The following is a 16273-nucleotide window of genomic DNA, read 5'->3' on the forward strand; positions in this document are numbered from 1 at the left end:
TCATGGAAGTGAAAATGGTAGCGATCAGCAAAAGTTTTGGAACAAATAAGGTGCTGGAAGGGGTGGATTTTGAACTGAGATCAGGTGAAATCCACGCCTTGATGGGCGAAAATGGTGCAGGAAAATCCACGTTGATGAATATTCTGACGGGATTGCATAAGCGTGATGCGGGGAAAATTTATATCGATGGTACGGAACGATACTTTAAAAACGCAAAAGAAGCAGAGGAATTTGGGATCACATTTATTCACCAAGAAATGAATACGTTTTCTAACATGACAGTTTTGGAAAATATGTATCTGAATAGAGAGTTAAAGACGAAATTTGGTTTGTTGGATACGAAAAAAATGGCGGCAGAAGCGCTGAAAATATTTGACGAATTGCATATTTCTTTAGCACTGGATGCTCAGGTCGATACGCTGTCTGTTGGTCAGCAGCAGATGCTGGAAATCGCCAAATCATTGATGACAAATGGAAAAGTTCTGATCATGGATGAACCGACCGCGGCACTTTCAGAAACAGAGATCGATAACTTATTCAAGATCATTCGTGGGTTGAAAGACAAAGGTGTTGCAATTGTTTACATTTCACATCGAATGGAAGAAATTTTTGCTTTGTGCGATCGGATCACTGTGATGCGTGATGGAATATCTGTCAGCTTATATCAAATTTCAGAAGTCGACGTGAATCAAATCGTCCATGATATGGTTGGTCGTGATATCGGTGATTTTTATCCCGAAAAAAATAATCCGATCGGCGAAGTCAAATTTGAAGTTAGAAATTTAAGTTCAAAAGGAGTGTTTCAAGATATATCTTTCTCCGTGAAAGAAGGAGAGATTCTTGGCTTTTCAGGGCTGATGGGCTCCGGCAGAACAGAGATCATGCGGGGGATTTTCGGGATCGATACGTATGACTCAGGAGAAATTCTGCTAAATGGGGAGAAAATCACTATCCATAAGCCTTCAGAGGCGATAAAAAAGGGAATTGGTTTCCTCACTGAAAACCGAAAAGATGAAGGGCTGATCCTTGATTTTAGTTTAGAAGACAATATTTTATTGCCATCGGTGGATGAATTTAGTAAACGCGGGTTACTGGAGCAAAAAACGATCGACGATTTTGTAGAGCTATTATTGAAACGGTTAACAGTCAAAGCTGAAAATAAGGAGGTCCCAGCCAGCAGTTTATCTGGTGGAAATCAACAGAAAGTCGTTCTAGCGAAGTGGATCGGTATTGGTCCGCAAGTCTTGATTTTGGATGAACCAACGAGAGGTGTAGATGTGGGCGCCAAAAGGGAAATTTATCTTTTGATGAATGAGCTGGCAGAGCGCGGTGTTGCGATCATCATGATCTCAAGTGATTTACCGGAAGTGATGAGTGTAAGTGATCGAATCGTTGTAGTCAGAGAAGGACAGATTGCAGGCGAAGTAGTGAAAGCTGATGCCTCACAAGAAAAAATTATGAACTTAGCTACAGGAGGAAACTGATCATGGAAAATACGAAAAAGAAAAAATTTGCTCTCGGTTCTTTAGGTCCGTTGTTAGCTTTGATTGCTTTAGTGATCGTTGTGACCGTATTGAATCCAAGCTTTATTACACCGAATAATCTACTGAATCTACTGCGTCAGGTGTCCATCAATGCGTTGATTGCCTTTGGAATGAGCTTTGTTATTTTGACTGGCGGTATTGATCTGTCTGTTGGCTCAACACTTGCTTTATCTGGGGCACTGACAGCCGGGCTGATCGCAAATGGCATTTCTCCTATATTGGCGATGCTGGTTGGAATGGTTTTAGGCGCATTTTTGGGACTGATCAATGGTCTTTTGATCACAAAGGGAAAAATGGCACCTTTTATTGCAACCTTGGCAACGATGACGATTTATCGTGGGGCAACCCTTGTTTATACAGATGGTAACCCAATTACAGGGATCGGCGATAGCTTCATTTTTCAGTTTATGGGAAAAGGCTATCTATTCGGCGTTCCATTTCCAATTTTCGTTATGCTGATTTTCTTTCTATTATTATATGTTCTTCTGCACAAAACCGCATTTGGTAAAAAGACGTATGCTGTCGGAGGGAACTTGAAAGCGGCAGAAATCGCAGGAGTCAAAACGGATCGTGTCCAAATGATCATCTATACGATCTCTGGTTTGATGGCCTCTATTTCAGGGATCATTTTAACGTCCCGCTTAAATTCAGCTCAGCCAACGGCAGGACAGGCGTATGAGATGGATGCGATCGCAGCAGTTGTGTTAGGCGGAACGAGTTTGTCTGGCGGGAAAGGTCGTTTGTTTGGCACACTGATTGGGGCGCTGATCATCGGAACGATCAATAATGGATTGAATTTATTAGGTGTTTCTAGTTTCTATCAACAAATCGTCAAAGGATTAGTCATTATTATTGCAGTATTACTGGATAGAAAACAAAATAAATAATCAAATAAGGGAGAGAAACAACATGAAAAAACTGTTTATTTCGATGATGGCCGCAGGATTACTTTTATCAGGGTGTGGAGCAGCAACTTTAGGAGACAATGAGTCAAAAGGAGATACGAAAACAGAGGAGAAAAAAGCGGCGGATCTAAAAGTCGGTGTAAGTATTTCCACATTGAATAATCCGTTTTTTGTTTCAGTCAAAGATGGGATCACCACATTGGCAGATGAAAACAAAACGAAAACGATCATCTCTGATGCACAAAATGATGCCTCTAAACAAAGTAATGATATCGATGACCTGATCCAGCAAAAGGTAGATGTGATTTTAGTCAATCCAGTAGATTCTTCTGCGATTCAGCCAGCTGTTGAGGCAGCAAATGAGGCGAATATTCCAGTGATCGCATTAGACAGAAGTTCTGATGGCGGAGAAATTTTGACATTAGTTGCTTCTGATAATGTGAAAGGCGGGGAAATGGCCGCTGATTTCATCATCGAAAAAGTGGGTAAAGGCGCAAAAGTAGTTCAACTTGAAGGAACTCCCGGTGCTTCTGCAACACGTGAGCGTGGAAAAGGATTTGAGAATATCGCAAAGAATGATCTGGATGTCGTACAAAGTCAGTCAGCAGACTTTGACCGTGCGAAAGGCTTGAGTGTGATGGAGAACATTCTACAATCTAATTCGAATATCAAAGCTGTTTTTGCACAAAACGATGAAATGGCTCTTGGGGCAGTCGAAGCGCTCAAGGCAGCAGGGAAAAAAGATGTCTTAGTTGTAGGATTTGATGGAAATGAGGATGGAATCAAAGCAGTCGAAGCTGGAACGATGGGGGCAACAGTTGCACAACAACCAGTCGAAATGGGTAAATTGGCCTTACAGGCAGCGTATGATCATTTTGAAGGGAAAGAAGTTGAAAGTAAAATTGACTCACCATTAGAATTGATGAAAGCAAAATAAACAAAACTGAAACAAAGGTTGAGATGAAATGTTCAACTTTGGGGACTAAGTGCATCGATTTTTAGCATCTTTGATACTAAAAATTAATGTGATCTAGTAGTTGCTTTCGTTTCCAGTATCTATTCATTTTTAAAGGGATTGGGGCGTAACTCGCAGAGTTACGCCCCAATCTTTTTTGTGAAATAATTAGAAGGCTGCAATTCCATCGATTTCGACTTTAAAAGCTGGGTCGATCAGGCCGGCAACAATGACGAGCGTCGCTGTTGGCTTTGAACTGCCGACAAAAGCAGCAAGTTTTTCTCTAGCTCCTGATAGATAATCAACATGAGTAAGGTAAATCGTGATTTTTACTAATTCTTCTACAGTCAATCCATTTTCTCCCAATGCAGCATGGATCTTTTCTAAAACTATGTCCATTTGTTCTGAGATCGTTTCAGGAGTGAAGCCGTCTTTACTTGGCGTTTGACCAGAAATATACAAGCTTTTGCTTCCTGCAATTTTTGTGTTTTGATAGATAGCCATCAGTGAATCCCTCTTTTCAAGTTTTTTTGAGTATAACACAATCGGAAAGGATTTTTGCGGAAAAGAGGTATCTATATTTTTTATAGGAATAACTATATTTTGTTTATTCTTATTTTTAGTTGAAAGCGCTATAATTTCGTTGTGAATAAGTTGAAGAAAGGAGTTGAGCAGATGAAAAGAAAGTCAAAGCGTGCGCTTTTCTTTTCAAATATTTGGCGGTATAAGGCATTGATCCTAATGGCTGTTCCGGCGATGGTCTGGATGATCTTCTTTTTTTATATTCCAGTTTTGACCAATGTCGTAGCCTTTAAGGATTTTCATATTTCCCCAGATGGTTTTATTGCAAGTTTGAAAGAAAGTCCATGGGTTGGCTGGGAGAACTTCAAGTTTTTATTTTCTTCCAATGATGCCTTTTTGATTACGAAAAATACAGTGTTGTACAACGTGACCTTTATTACTTTGAACCTTGTCATTTCTGTATTTTTTGCAATCGTGATGAGCGAGCTTCGGAATAAGCGCTTGGTGAAAGTGTATCAAACCATGTCACTGTTGCCGTATTTCTTATCGTGGGTCATTATCGGGTATTTTGTTTATGCCTTTTTGAGCCCGGATAAAGGGATTTTCAATCAGTGGATTTCAAGCCAGGGAGGAACACCGATCAACTGGTATAGTGAAGCAAAATACTGGCCGTTTATTTTAGTCTTTATTGGTACATGGAAAGGGATCGGTTATAACAGTATTATTTATTTTGCTTCTGTTATGGGCATCGATCCAACCTATTATGAAGCTGCGATGGTCGATGGAGCCAGCAAATGGCAGCAGATCAAAAATGTAACGATTCCCCAATTATTACCGCTGATGACGATCATGACGATTTTAGCTGTAGGGAATATTTTTAGAGCCGATTTTGGGCTGTTCTATAATGTTCCTAGAAATTCAGGTGCTTTATATGAAGTAACTTCTGTTTTAGATACGTATATCTTCAATGGATTGACTGCCACGGGTGATATCGGGATGACAGCAGCTGCTGGTTTATATCAATCCACAGTTGGATTTGCTTTATTGATGATCACCAACGGAATCGTTCGTCGTTTTGACAACGAATCGGCATTATTCTAAGAAGGAGTGAAAACATTGAAGAAAAAGCCCGTGTCAAAAGTAGAAATTCGTTCATTTAATAAACCGGTCAATCTATTCTTTAATCTATTGATCGCTGTTTTTGCTCTCTCGTGTATCTTGCCGTTTTTGTTTGTGGTGGCGATCTCATTCAGTAGTGAAACAGCCTTGGCAGCCAATGGGTATAGTTTTTGGCCGCAAGATTTCAGCGTGTTTGGTTATACGTATTTATTCGGTCAGATGAATGATAAAATTATTCAAGCATTGATGGTAACATTGTTAGTCACTGTTTTAGGAACACTGATCAATAGTACAGCAACGTCATTATATGCGTATGTGATCTCTAGATCGAACTTTCCCTTCCGTCGTTTTTTTACCGTATTTTGTTTGATTACGATGTTGTTTTCTCCGGGGATGGTAGCTAATTACTTGGTTATGACGAATTTATTGCAGTTGAAAGATACGATTTGGGCATTGATCTTGCCAATGGCCGTTAGTCCGTTTAACATTATCGTGATGCGGACATTTTTCAAACGGTCTGTGTCAGATTCGATCATTGAATCAGCGCGGATCGATGGCGCATCTGAGTTGCGGATTTTTGTGCAGATCGTGCTACCATTAGCCGTTCCTGGCATTGCGACGATTAGTTTGTTTGCAGCTTTAGGGTATTGGAATGATTGGTTCAACGCACTATTGTATATTCAAAAAGATAGTTTAGTTCCATTGCAGTATTTATTGATGAAGATTCAAAATAACATTCAGTATCTGACTCAAAATGCTGGCGCTAGCAGCCAATTATCTGGCGGGATGGCGGCGATCCCAGGTGAATCTGCTCGAATGGCGATCGTCGTGATTTCTACACTGCCGATCGCGATTAGTTATCCATTTTTCCAAAAGTATTTTGTAAAAGGACTGACGATTGGTGGAGTGAAAGAGTAATCCAATAAGTCTACTGAAAGAAAAAGAGATTCAGTAGACTTATAAATGGTGTAAATATAGACTGTTTTTGAGTTGAATCAGTAGAGAGAAAAAGAGCTTCACGCAGATAGTGAAACGTCTCTGTTTTTAATAAGTGTCGATCATAAATTTAGGAGGAATAGAAATGAAGAACTGGAAAAAAGTCGCAAGTGCAGGAATAGCAGTGGTTCTTTTAGGAGCTTTGACAGCATGTGGTGGCGGAAGTAAAGAAAAAACAGCTGGCAGTAGTAATAAGTCAGATGAAAATACGCTTTTGATGTATCAGATCGGTGACAAGCCTGATAATTACGATGAATTGATGGAAGTGGCGAATAAGCGCTTAGAAGAAAAAACAGGCGTGAAGCTAAATATTCAGTATATCGGCTGGGGTGATTACAAGAAGAAGATGAGCGTAATTGTATCATCAGGCGAAAATTATGATATTGCTTTTGCTGATAACTATGTGCCGAATGCACAAAAAGGAGCATTTGCAGATTTAACTGAACTTGCCCCTAAATTTGCGAAAGATGCGTATGATCAACTGGATGAAGCTTATATCCAAGGGAATTTAGTTGATGGTAAATTGTATGCGTTTCCGGTAAATGGAAATGTCTATTCTCAGCAAGTATTGACGTTCAATAAGCAGTATTTAGATAAATACGATCTGTCGATCGACGATATCAAAACCTATCAGGATACGGAGGATGTCTTGAAAGCTTTCCATGAAAAAGAGCCGAATGTTGCAGCTTTTGCGATCGGTCAAGGATTCAAAGTACAAGGTGACTTCGACTTTCCGATCGGAAACGAATATCCGTTTGCTGTAGACCTAAATGGCGATTCTGATAAAATCATCAACCAATATGACAATAAAGAGTTTGTAGAGTCATTGAAAACGATGCATAAATGGTACCAAGCTGGCTACATCCCATCAGATGCAGCTACAAGTAACACAGAGTTTCCATTAGAAGGCAATACTTGGTTTGTTCGTCAAGAAACGCAAGGCCCTTACGATTATGGTGATACGATTTTGACGAATGCTGCCGGCCAAGAGTTAGTTTCTAAAGCTTTCACGACACCATTGAAATCTACTGCTCAAGCACAAATGGCTAATTTCGTTGTTTCAAATACATCTAAAAATAAAGAAAAAGCAGTTGAAGTCTTGGGACAACTGAATAGCGATCCGGAATTATTAAATGGATTGGTCTGGGGGATCGAAGGCGAAGCTTGGGAGAAAATCTCAGGGAAAGAAGACAAAATCAAATTGCTGGATGGATACAAACCAAATACGCATCTAGCTGCTTGGAATACAGGAAACAATAAGATCCTTTATACGCAAGATACGATCACAGATGACATGATCAAAGAACGTGATGAATCGATCGCAAAAGCAGAAACTTCCCCAATTTTAGGCTTTAATTTTGTAACGTCAAGTGTAAAAACAGAATTAAGTAATATCGCTAATGTCATGAGTCAATATCTGGATGGCTTAAACACAGGAACCGTTGATCCAGAAGTGACGATCCCTAAATTGAAAGAAGCTTTGGACAATGCAGGATATGAAAAAGTACAAACAGAAATGCAAAAACAATATGATGAGTTCTTGAAAAAATAGAGCGAGCTGGAGAGCCAAGTGATTTCGATGATTTGTCGTTTTTACTTGGTTCTTTTAGAAATGAATAGGATAAATAATGCGTATCTTATTTATGAAGTAGTGTTTTAGTTGGCATATCTGCATGAGTTATTTATTATAAGAGAAGAGAACTAGAAAGGACGGAGGAAATGGTCGGTAAAGCATTGGAAACGTTATTCATCAAAATTTGGGTGATTGTGAAATTGAATCTGTTTTTTTGGTTATTCAGCTGCTGCGGATTACTGATTGCAGGAGTAGGCCCAGCACTTAAGACGGTGAATGAACTATTCATCCGTCATGAATTTAATTATAAAGACATTACGCTGAAAGAAGGCTGGCAAAGCTTTAAAGAAAATATGATTAGAGGGAATCTACTTTTTTATGGGGTAGGCATACTCTTGCTTATTTTGGGATACAATCTATTTTTATCGGTACAAATCCAAGGACTCCTTTTCTTGGTGATCGATTTTATTTTGGTTTTCGGAATGATCTATAGCTTGGTTGCTTTTCAATATACGTTATTATTAGATAGCTATTACGAAATCGATTTGATCAATTTGATAAAGCTGGCTGTTATTTCAACGCTCTCTAGCTTTATGAATCTTTTAAAGATAGCTATTGGCGTCGGCTTGATTTTTTTGATCACATGGAAGTATAAAGGGTTATTCCTCTTTGCTACATTTTCCATGATTCAAATTTGGAGTTTTACAGCGACTAGATCATGGCGTCAAACGATCGATCAGCGTTTAGAGGGCTATGCGTAAAAAATTTCCTCTGTCCATCTATAAAAAGACGTTATTGAACCGGCTGCTAAAAAACTATGCATTGATTCTTGCCTCGTTGATTTTAGTCGGTATGGTCAGTATAGGGATGAATACTTATTGGCAGGCGATGGGAAGAGGAAAAACAACGACACAAGAGGCAGTCGATCTGCTCAGTCGGTCGATCAATGACAAAAATTTACAAGGCAAGACTATGCTGAATGGATTGACAGATAATCAAGACAAGATCAATAGTCTAAACCGTTATATGGGCTCTGATATTTCTGAGTATTTAAATTATACTTACGATGAACAGCTAAAAACAGGGAACTATTTATTTTTGCCTAGTCAGGTCAAAAATTTTTATACGACATATGAAAATATTGAATCGATCATCATGGTTTTGAATAACTATGAAGGGTACTACTTATCTACTAATGAAAACAAAGGAGGGATGAAGGCGAAAGGGACGCCTGATCTTGAAGACAAATTCTACTTGTCGTATCCAATGATCCATCCTGTGACATTAGAGGTATTTGGAAGCTTTTATGTGGAATTTTCCAAACAAGATATGTTGAGTAGTTTGATGCATTTAACAACCTATGATGGACTATCCGCCTATATTTTTTCAGAAACAGGGTACCAATTGTTGACATATACTGAAGTGACTAAACAAATGGATCAAGAACTGATCCAAAAGCGTATGAAAGAAACCTCAGAGCTCCCGATTCAATCGTTAATGGAAAAAAATCTACTAGAGCACTTAGAAACGGTCGGAGGATTTAATATCCTAGTGACTATTTCCAAGGAGAAAATCATGAAAGCTGTGCTGAGCGATTTGCGTATTTTAATGGTTGGCGGCGGCGTCCTGATTCTGATTTTATTATATTTACTTTATCGAACCTTTACGAAGTATTCTCAACAAGTGGATATAATCATGGATTCGATGGCACTAGTCACACAAGGGGACTTGAATACACGGATCGACGAGAAAATGACGCAGTTTGAATTAAAAGAACTCTCTAATGGAATCAATACGATGCTGGATAATATCGAGCAATATATTGCAGATATATATAAATTAGAAATCAAGCAGCAGGATGCTCATATGAGAGCGTTACAATCTCAAATTAGTCCTCATTTTTTATATAACACACTGGAATATATCCGAATGTATGCGTTAAGTGAAGGTAGTGAAGAGTTAGCAGATGTTGTTTACGCGTTTTCAACATTATTAAGAAATAATACAGACCAAGCCAAAACAACAACGTTAGAAAAGGAGCTAAGCTTCTGCGAAAAATATGTTTATCTTTATCAAATGAGATATCCTGACCGTATCGCCTATCACTTTGAAATCGATGATGCGCTTAGAGGATTAGTGTTGCCTAAGTTTTCAATTCAGCCTCTGATCGAGAATTATTTTGTCCACGGCATTGATTTTTCTCGCAATGATAATGCAATCAGTGTGAAAGCAAGGGTAGTTGGAAAACGTGTAGAGATCATGATTCGTGATAATGGCAAGGGGATTTCTGATCAGAAGCTGTCTATTATCCAAGAAAAACTAAAGCAACAAACGATTGAGCTGCATGATTCGATCGGTCTGCAAAATGTCAATGAGCGGCTTCGTGCTTATTTTAGCCCGACATTCCTAATGCAAGTGGTATCAAATGAACCCAGCGGACTGACTATTATATTATCGTTCGAAAAGGAGCAAAAAAATGAGCTATAATGTTTTATTGGTCGATGATGAATATATGATCGTCAATGGCTTAAAAAAGATCATCTCTTGGGAAGAAGAAGGATTCGCGATCAGAGCGACCGCAAGAAATGCAAAAGAAGCATTGACTTTGATGGAATCTGAGGAGATCGATCTAGTGATCACAGACATCACTATGCCGGAGATGACTGGGTTAGAGTTCATTGATGCGGCCCAAAAAGAAGCGCGACAATTTGAATTCATGATTTTGTCTGGTTATCAGAAGTTTGACTTTCTAAAAGGCGGGTTACAATTGGGGGCTATCAATTATCTGATGAAACCTGTAGATAAATCTGAGTTGTTAAAAAGTGTTAGAAAGGCAAAAGATCGTTTGGATACCCGTAATAGACAAGAAACAAGAGAAGGAATGTACAGTGAAGTTTTGTTGTCTCAATGGGTCAATGATGAATTAGAAACAGGAAATTATGAGGCATTCAGCCAGCTCGTTGATCTATCGGATAAATCAGACTGGACTGTTCTGATTTTTGAAGTTTCTAGAGAAAAAAAGAACGTACTGAGTGAATGGCTGAAACAACAACAGCAAACGCTGTTTTTCTCACGGAACTTGGGGGATAAAAGCTTAGTGATACATATTTTCAAAGGAAATAAATACCTGTTGAATCAACTTCTTTTAACGAATCCATTGCAGGAACAAGATGAAAAAGATTGGGTATTAAGTGTGGGTGAGACGGTTTCAGATTGGGAAGATGTTCCAGATAGTTTTGAAAAGGCAAATCAAACCTTGCAGCGTTATAAGTTCTATGAAAGAAGCGGGAGCAATATTTTATATGCTGTGTTTTCAGATGATTTTGATTTGTCGGCAGATATCATCAATTTTAACAAAACATTGATGGTTGGAGACTTTCCGACGATCGAGGAGACGATCACAGACATCTTTGCAAAAACACAAAAGATAGGTGCTCGGCCTGAAGATGTTAGACATATTACCTTTATGCTGTTCATGGATATCTATCGGCGGTTCAATCACCTAGATGAAGAAGAATACCGACAAATATTAGATGATATCAACCGATCCTCGAATGTAGATAAACTATGTGGCATTTTGACATCTACGATCAAGGAAATCACAAAAGAAAAAACTGCTTATGATTATTCTGAAAATGTCCAAAACGTGATCGATAAAATTCGTATGGATTACGCCAGTGATTTAAGCTTGAAATCAGTTGCTCAATCTCTTCATCTGAACGTTATGTATCTAGGGCAATTGTTCAAAAAAGAAACGAAAAAAAGTTTCTCCCAATATTTGAACCAGTACCGAATGAAAAAAGCTCAAAATCTATTATTATATACAGATGACAATGTCAATGAAATCGCAGATCAAATCGGTTTTAATAATAGTACGTATTTCTCTCAAATGTTTAAAAAGATGAACGATTTGACACCTAAAGAATTTAGAGAAAAATACAAGCACCATTATCATTCTGTCGGTGATGAATAAAAACAGGAACAACCTGTCGATGTACGATAAGGTTGTTCCTGTTTTTATTTTATATGCTAAATGGCAGTTGTTCATCTGTATAAGATTTAGGTCTAGGAACAGTTCCAAGTGAAAAATCGATCTTTGCTCCACTTAATAGATCTTCGTGTTTGAAGAATAGAGCATCATATGGTGTGTCGTTGAAATGGATATGATCGACAAATTGATGCTGCTCTTGATTTGGGTCTGCAGTGATCATGACGGATTTGCCATTAGATAAATGAAGAGTTGCTTTATCAAATAGAGGCATTCCGATCACATATTCCGCAGAGCCGGGACATACGGGATACATCCCTAAAGAACTGAAAATGTACCAGCTAGCCATACTACCGTTATCTTCGTCGCCTGGATATCCTGTGAAACTGTCGTTAAAAGTTTGGGTCATCAGTTGTTTTATCAGTGGTTGAGCAAACTCAGGTTTACCTAGGTAACTGAATAAATAAGGGAAATGGAAACTTGGCTGATTTGAGATAGCCAGCTGCCCAAAATCGATGGCAGCCATCTCGCTCATTTCATGGATCTCAAAGCCGTAACCAGAGACATCAAAAGTAGGCTTTTGATTGCAAAGGTCGATCAATTTTTGTTGGAACTTTTCTGGCCCGCCGAAAGCCTCGATCAGCCCTTTGAAGTCATGGTAAACAGCGAAGCTGCTTTGCCATGAACTACCTTCAGCATAATCTTCTCCCCAGCTATAACAATTAAATGGTTCTTTAAACTGTCCATCTGTTAGCTTGGCCCTCATGAATCCCTTTTTTGGATCAAAGATAGTCAAGAAATTCTTTGCTTGTTTTTGATAATGTTCAGCAGTAGCAGTGTCGTTCAGCTGTTTCGCTACTTGAGAAATACAGAAGTCGCTGTAACAGTAATCAAGCGTATGATTGACTGATTCATGATAATTTGCCGGCACATAACCATACTTTAAATAATCATCGGTTCCTTGTCGACCGTAGTTCGAATGTTTACTTTGAATGGTTGCCCCTTTGAGCATGGCTTCTAAAAATTCAGGCATTAAATCAGGGCGAATATTTTTTACAGCTGCATCAGCAATCACTGCATCGATCAATGTACCAGGCATCAACCCTCTTTCGTCTGGTGATAACCATTTAGGCAAATAACCACTCTCGCGATAGCTTGTTAAAAATCCTTCCAGCATTTCTTCATATTTGTCCTGTGCAATCAGTGAGTACAGTGGATAAACAGTTTTATACGTATCCCAAAAACCATTGTTGGTATAGAGAACACCTTGTTTCACTTGTTTTGCTAACGTATCGTAGTGAATAGCTCGATCATTTTCATCTTTTTCGTAGAAGGTTTGGGGAAATAGAAATGCTCGATACAGGTTATGATAAAACGTTGAATACCGTTCAGCATTTTGATCTTGAATCTCGATTCTACTAAGGTAATCTTTCCATTGAGCGTTAGAATGAGCAAGATAATCTTCAGGCTGCCAATGTACTTCTCTAGATAAATTCAGTTTAGCTTGTGCGCCGCTGATAAAAGAGGTTCCGAATTGTACGATCTGTTCCTCAATATTACCAAAAGAAAAGGAAACGACATTGTTGTCACCTGACTTTTCTAACCAAGTTTCCTTTAACAAGGGTTCTTTAAAGTGTAGCGTAAAGTAAAAGGTAAAATCAGCATCTTCACAACCAGCATAATCGATGATCGAGCCTGAAACAGTGTGAGCGTCTTCGATTCGAAGGTGGTACTTACCAGGTAGTGAGAGAAGTAATTTTGCTTCTGGTTGCGTGTAGCGAGCAGTTAAAACACCGCCGTACATACTAGGAATCAAACGTGTCGTCAGTTGATAACGCTGTTCAGTGATTTCTAGGTAACAAGGGTTAAAAACGCTTTCATCCGGTCGGTAAGAAGACTGCGCATGAAAAAGCGTTTCTTCCTTCAACGAACCGTTATATGGCAAAAGAACAAAGTAGCTAAAATCGCCCATCCAAGGGCTTGGCTGGTGCGTCAAGCGAAAGCCTTGAAAGATGTGGTCTCGCGGATTAAACCACCAACTACCGTTATCGCCGTTGGTTTGAGGAGCAAAATAATTCATCCCAAAAGGAACGCCTGTATAAGGCAGACAGTTGCCGTTTGAAAATGAATGTTGATTATCGGTACCATGTCTTGTATCGATCGAGTATGGGTTCATGCATTAAATCTCCTTTGTCGAATGTCTGATGATTTGTTTTACAGGAATCTGTTGGTCTGTCGGTATTACTTGTTGCTCGATCCATTCTATCAACATCGTTCCAGCTAATTGTCCCATGCCTTTGAAATCTTGAGCGATCGTCGTCAGTGAAGGATCGACCAAAGCGGCTGCTTGGATATTATCGAAGCCAACGACAGAAAGTTGGGCAGGGATGCTGATATTTGCTCGTTTCGCCTGATTCATCAATGAAATCGCGACTAAATCATTTTCGCACACAACACCTGTGATCTCATTTTCTATTAAATACTCTAAAGTTTTTTCACTTGAAATCGCAGCTTTATCCGATAGTGCTGTATGAAATGATAAATGATGTTCTTTTGTTGCATGGATATAACCTAAATACCGCTGGCGCACAGATTGAGGCAATGTTGATTCACCGAAAATATACGCAATTCGCTGGTGGCCATGTGTTGCTAAATAATTTGTTGCCATTTCTCCTCCAGAAAAGTTGTCTGACTGAATCGTTGGATAAGGCAAATCATGGATTTTTTTGTCTAAAATAATGACAGGGAACTGCTGGATCGATAACTCAAATAAGGTATCTAAGAAATCTTCTGTATTATGGGCATAATAAATCATACCGTCAAAATCAGCCATAATATCTTCCGGCTGTTTGTTGATCAAAAATTCTGCGGATGACATGATCACTTCGTATTGATGCTCACTCGTAACTGGCGCTAGTCCTTCATTGAAATTTCCTAAAGATAAGTCATTTAAGAAAGGAATCAAAAATAAAATACGTGCGGCCTTCTTTTTCTTTGGTCGTTGTGTTTGAACATAGCTGCCTTTTCCTTGAATACGGTATATCAATCCTTGGTTTTCTAATTCAGTCAATGCCCGCTTGGATGTGATCCGGCTAACTTGGTACGTTTGAGAAAGCTCTTTTTCTGTCGGAAGCTGTGCATGTTCGGGCAATTTTCCAGAAGCGATTGCCTGTAACAGATCATCGATGATTTTTTTATATAAAGGTTTAGTCATAATAGCTCTCCTAATGTAAAATGATATATCATTAAGAGTAGTTTATCATAGTGGGAAAAGAACGTCAATTCAAAGAAAAATGAAAAAAGAGTAGACAAAAGACTATCGATGTCATATACTTTCGTTGTGAAATGATATATCAAATATTGGAGGTTATTGATAGTGGATAAAAAAATTCCCGAGTCCGTACGGACATTTATGGAAACGATTACTAAATTATGCGGTGAAGAGCACGCCGATTGGGCGGAGAATTTTAATGCTGCATTTGCGAATACGTTGACGACAACTGTCAAAAAGCAAGAGGATGGAACAACTTTTCTATTGACTGGTGATATTCCAGCAATGTGGCTACGTGACTCAACGGCGCAAGTTCGTCCGTATTTAGTGATCGCGAAAGAAGATCCAGAACTTGCCGACATGATTTGTGGACTTGTTCAGCGACAATTTAGATATATCAACATCGATCCATATGCAAATGCTTTTAACGAAACGGCAAATAGTGCAGGGCATCAAACAGACAAAACAACGATGAACCCTTGGATTTGGGAACGTAAATATGAAATCGATTCTCTGTGTTATCCTGTTCAGCTGGCCTATTTATTATATAAAAATACAGGTTATACAAAGCAGTTTGATCGATCATTTATCGACGGCGTGAAAAAGATTTTGACTGTGTTTAAAACAGAACAAAATCATCAAGATTCATCCTATACCTTTGAAAGAGACACGACACGATCGGAAGATACATTGCCGAACGCTGGTCGTGGATCAGACGTTGGACCAACTGGGATGACGTGGTCTGGGTTTCGGCCAAGTGATGATGCTTGCCGTTACGGTTATTTAGTACCATCGAATATGTTTGCAGTTGTGATTTTAGGCTATATAGAAGAGATTTTTTCTACGGTGTTATCGGATCAGGAAATAGTTGATCAAGCGGCAAAATTAAAAAAAGAAATCGATACAGGGATCAAAGCCTACGGGCTAACCAAGAATCAGCAAGGAAAGCAAGTTTTTGCCTATGAGGTTGACGGTTTGGGCAATAGTACGATCATGGATGACAGTAATATTCCTAACTTACTGGCAGCACCATATTTAGGGTATGTAGATGAAACAGATTTGATATACCAAGAGACAAGAGCTACTCTTTTAAGCCAAGAGAATCCCTATTTTTATGAGGGCAAATACGCGAAAGGGATCGGCAGCTCTCATACACCGGAAAATTATGTATGGCCGATTGCTTTAGCGATGGAAGGAATGACAACAAGCGATAAAGCTGAGAAAAAACGAATTCTTGATTCGCTGGTTGCAAATGATGCAGGAACTCATTTGATGCATGAAGGCTTTGATGTAGACGATCCTAAAAACTATACGCGGGAATGGTTCTCCTGGGCGAACATGATGTTCTGTGAATTAGTGATGGATTATTTTGAGATTCGTGTAGCACGTTAAAAAATGGA

At 39.0% G+C, this 16273-nt stretch carries 13 protein-coding genes; 10 read left to right on the forward strand and 3 right to left on the reverse strand.

Annotation, left to right across the window (positions count from 1 at the left end; translation table 11 throughout):
* Positions 1–2: 2 nt before the first annotated feature.
* From A5889_RS11185 to A5889_RS11195, 3 genes are read left to right on the forward strand one after another with little or no spacing between them, the layout of a single operon-like run.
* The gene (locus A5889_RS11185) at positions 3–1484 is read left to right on the forward strand and encodes a sugar ABC transporter ATP-binding protein (RefSeq protein ID WP_087641969.1); all 1482 of its coding nucleotides are present in this window, start codon (positions 3–5) and stop codon (positions 1482–1484) included.
* A 2-nt stretch (positions 1485–1486) separates the two neighbouring features.
* The gene (locus A5889_RS11190; protein ID WP_087641970.1) at positions 1487–2431 is read left to right on the forward strand and encodes an ABC transporter permease; all 945 of its coding nucleotides are present in this window, start codon (positions 1487–1489) and stop codon (positions 2429–2431) included.
* A gap of 22 nt (positions 2432–2453) precedes the next feature.
* Positions 2454–3386, forward strand: coding sequence for a D-ribose ABC transporter substrate-binding protein (locus tag A5889_RS11195; protein ID WP_087641971.1), 933 nt, complete (start codon positions 2454–2456; stop codon positions 3384–3386).
* Between the two features lie 186 nt (positions 3387–3572).
* On the opposite strand, the gene A5889_RS11200 is transcribed toward A5889_RS11195, so the two are convergent.
* On the reverse strand, positions 3573–3908 hold the full coding sequence (locus A5889_RS11200; RefSeq protein WP_087641972.1) for a RidA family protein: 336 nt from the start codon (positions 3906–3908) through the stop codon (positions 3573–3575).
* 171 nt (positions 3909–4079) lie between these two features.
* Here A5889_RS11200 and A5889_RS11205 point away from each other — a divergent pair, with 171 nt between their 5' ends.
* The 6 genes from A5889_RS11205 to A5889_RS11230 all read left to right on the forward strand — a co-directional run bounded on the left by A5889_RS11205 (position 4080) and on the right by A5889_RS11230 (position 11587).
* Positions 4080–5027, forward strand: a complete 948-nt coding sequence (locus A5889_RS11205) for an ABC transporter permease (RefSeq protein ID WP_087641973.1) — start codon at positions 4080–4082, stop codon at positions 5025–5027.
* A 15-nt stretch (positions 5028–5042) separates the two neighbouring features.
* Positions 5043–5963, forward strand: coding sequence for a carbohydrate ABC transporter permease (locus A5889_RS11210; protein WP_087641974.1), 921 nt, complete (start codon positions 5043–5045; stop codon positions 5961–5963).
* A gap of 163 nt (positions 5964–6126) precedes the next feature.
* The gene (locus A5889_RS11215) at positions 6127–7593 is read left to right on the forward strand and encodes an ABC transporter substrate-binding protein (RefSeq protein ID WP_087641975.1); all 1467 of its coding nucleotides are present in this window, start codon (positions 6127–6129) and stop codon (positions 7591–7593) included.
* A gap of 167 nt (positions 7594–7760) precedes the next feature.
* Positions 7761–8375 (forward strand): YesL family protein, encoded by a 615-nt coding sequence (locus A5889_RS11220; protein WP_087641976.1) that lies wholly within the window; start codon positions 7761–7763, stop codon positions 8373–8375.
* Positions 8368–10101 (forward strand): sensor histidine kinase, encoded by a 1734-nt coding sequence (locus tag A5889_RS11225; protein ID WP_087641977.1) that lies wholly within the window; start codon positions 8368–8370, stop codon positions 10099–10101. The genes A5889_RS11220 and A5889_RS11225 overlap by 8 nt, the downstream gene beginning before the upstream one ends.
* The gene (locus tag A5889_RS11230) at positions 10091–11587 is read left to right on the forward strand and encodes a response regulator transcription factor (RefSeq protein WP_087641978.1); all 1497 of its coding nucleotides are present in this window, start codon (positions 10091–10093) and stop codon (positions 11585–11587) included. Before A5889_RS11225 ends, A5889_RS11230 begins: the two co-directional genes overlap by 11 nt.
* A gap of 49 nt (positions 11588–11636) precedes the next feature.
* Here the strand turns inward: A5889_RS11230 and A5889_RS11235 are convergent, their stop codons facing one another.
* Both A5889_RS11235 and A5889_RS11240 read right to left on the reverse strand, forming a co-directional pair.
* Complete coding sequence (locus A5889_RS11235) at positions 11637–13778, reverse strand: GH92 family glycosyl hydrolase (protein ID WP_087641979.1); 2142 nt, start codon at positions 13776–13778, stop codon at positions 11637–11639.
* A 3-nt stretch (positions 13779–13781) separates the two neighbouring features.
* The gene (locus A5889_RS11240; RefSeq protein WP_087641980.1) at positions 13782–14816 is read right to left on the reverse strand and encodes a GntR family transcriptional regulator; all 1035 of its coding nucleotides are present in this window, start codon (positions 14814–14816) and stop codon (positions 13782–13784) included.
* Between the two features lie 159 nt (positions 14817–14975).
* Here A5889_RS11240 and A5889_RS11245 point away from each other — a divergent pair, with 159 nt between their 5' ends.
* Positions 14976–16265 (forward strand): glycoside hydrolase family 125 protein, encoded by a 1290-nt coding sequence (locus tag A5889_RS11245; protein WP_087642075.1) that lies wholly within the window; start codon positions 14976–14978, stop codon positions 16263–16265.
* Positions 16266–16273: the final 8 nt, after the last annotated feature.

The organism is Enterococcus sp. 9D6_DIV0238, assembly GCF_002174455.2.
Taxonomy (GTDB): domain Bacteria; phylum Bacillota; class Bacilli; order Lactobacillales; family Enterococcaceae; genus Enterococcus_L; species Enterococcus_L dunnyi.

What these genes read in the sequence shown, in the direction of transcription:
- A5889_RS11235 (WP_087641979.1), bottom strand. Translation starts at nt 13,778, where the DNA reads ATGAACCCATACTCGATCGATACAAGACATGGTACCGATAATCAACAT.
- A5889_RS11195 (WP_087641971.1), top strand. Translation starts at nt 2,454, where the DNA reads ATGAAAAAACTGTTTATTTCGATGATGGCCGCAGGATTACTTTTATCA.
- A5889_RS11240 (WP_087641980.1), bottom strand. Translation starts at nt 14,816, where the DNA reads ATGACTAAACCTTTATATAAAAAAATCATCGATGATCTGTTACAGGCA.
- A5889_RS11220 (WP_087641976.1), top strand. Translation starts at nt 7,761, where the DNA reads ATGGTCGGTAAAGCATTGGAAACGTTATTCATCAAAATTTGGGTGATT.
- A5889_RS11190 (WP_087641970.1), top strand. Translation starts at nt 1,487, where the DNA reads ATGGAAAATACGAAAAAGAAAAAATTTGCTCTCGGTTCTTTAGGTCCG.
- A5889_RS11215 (WP_087641975.1), top strand. Translation starts at nt 6,127, where the DNA reads ATGAAGAACTGGAAAAAAGTCGCAAGTGCAGGAATAGCAGTGGTTCTT.
- A5889_RS11205 (WP_087641973.1), top strand. Translation starts at nt 4,080, where the DNA reads ATGAAAAGAAAGTCAAAGCGTGCGCTTTTCTTTTCAAATATTTGGCGG.
- A5889_RS11225 (WP_087641977.1), top strand. Translation starts at nt 8,368, where the DNA reads ATGCGTAAAAAATTTCCTCTGTCCATCTATAAAAAGACGTTATTGAAC.
- A5889_RS11185 (WP_087641969.1), top strand. Translation starts at nt 3, where the DNA reads ATGGAAGTGAAAATGGTAGCGATCAGCAAAAGTTTTGGAACAAATAAG.
- A5889_RS11230 (WP_087641978.1), top strand. Translation starts at nt 10,091, where the DNA reads ATGAGCTATAATGTTTTATTGGTCGATGATGAATATATGATCGTCAAT.
- A5889_RS11200 (WP_087641972.1), bottom strand. Translation starts at nt 3,908, where the DNA reads ATGGCTATCTATCAAAACACAAAAATTGCAGGAAGCAAAAGCTTGTAT.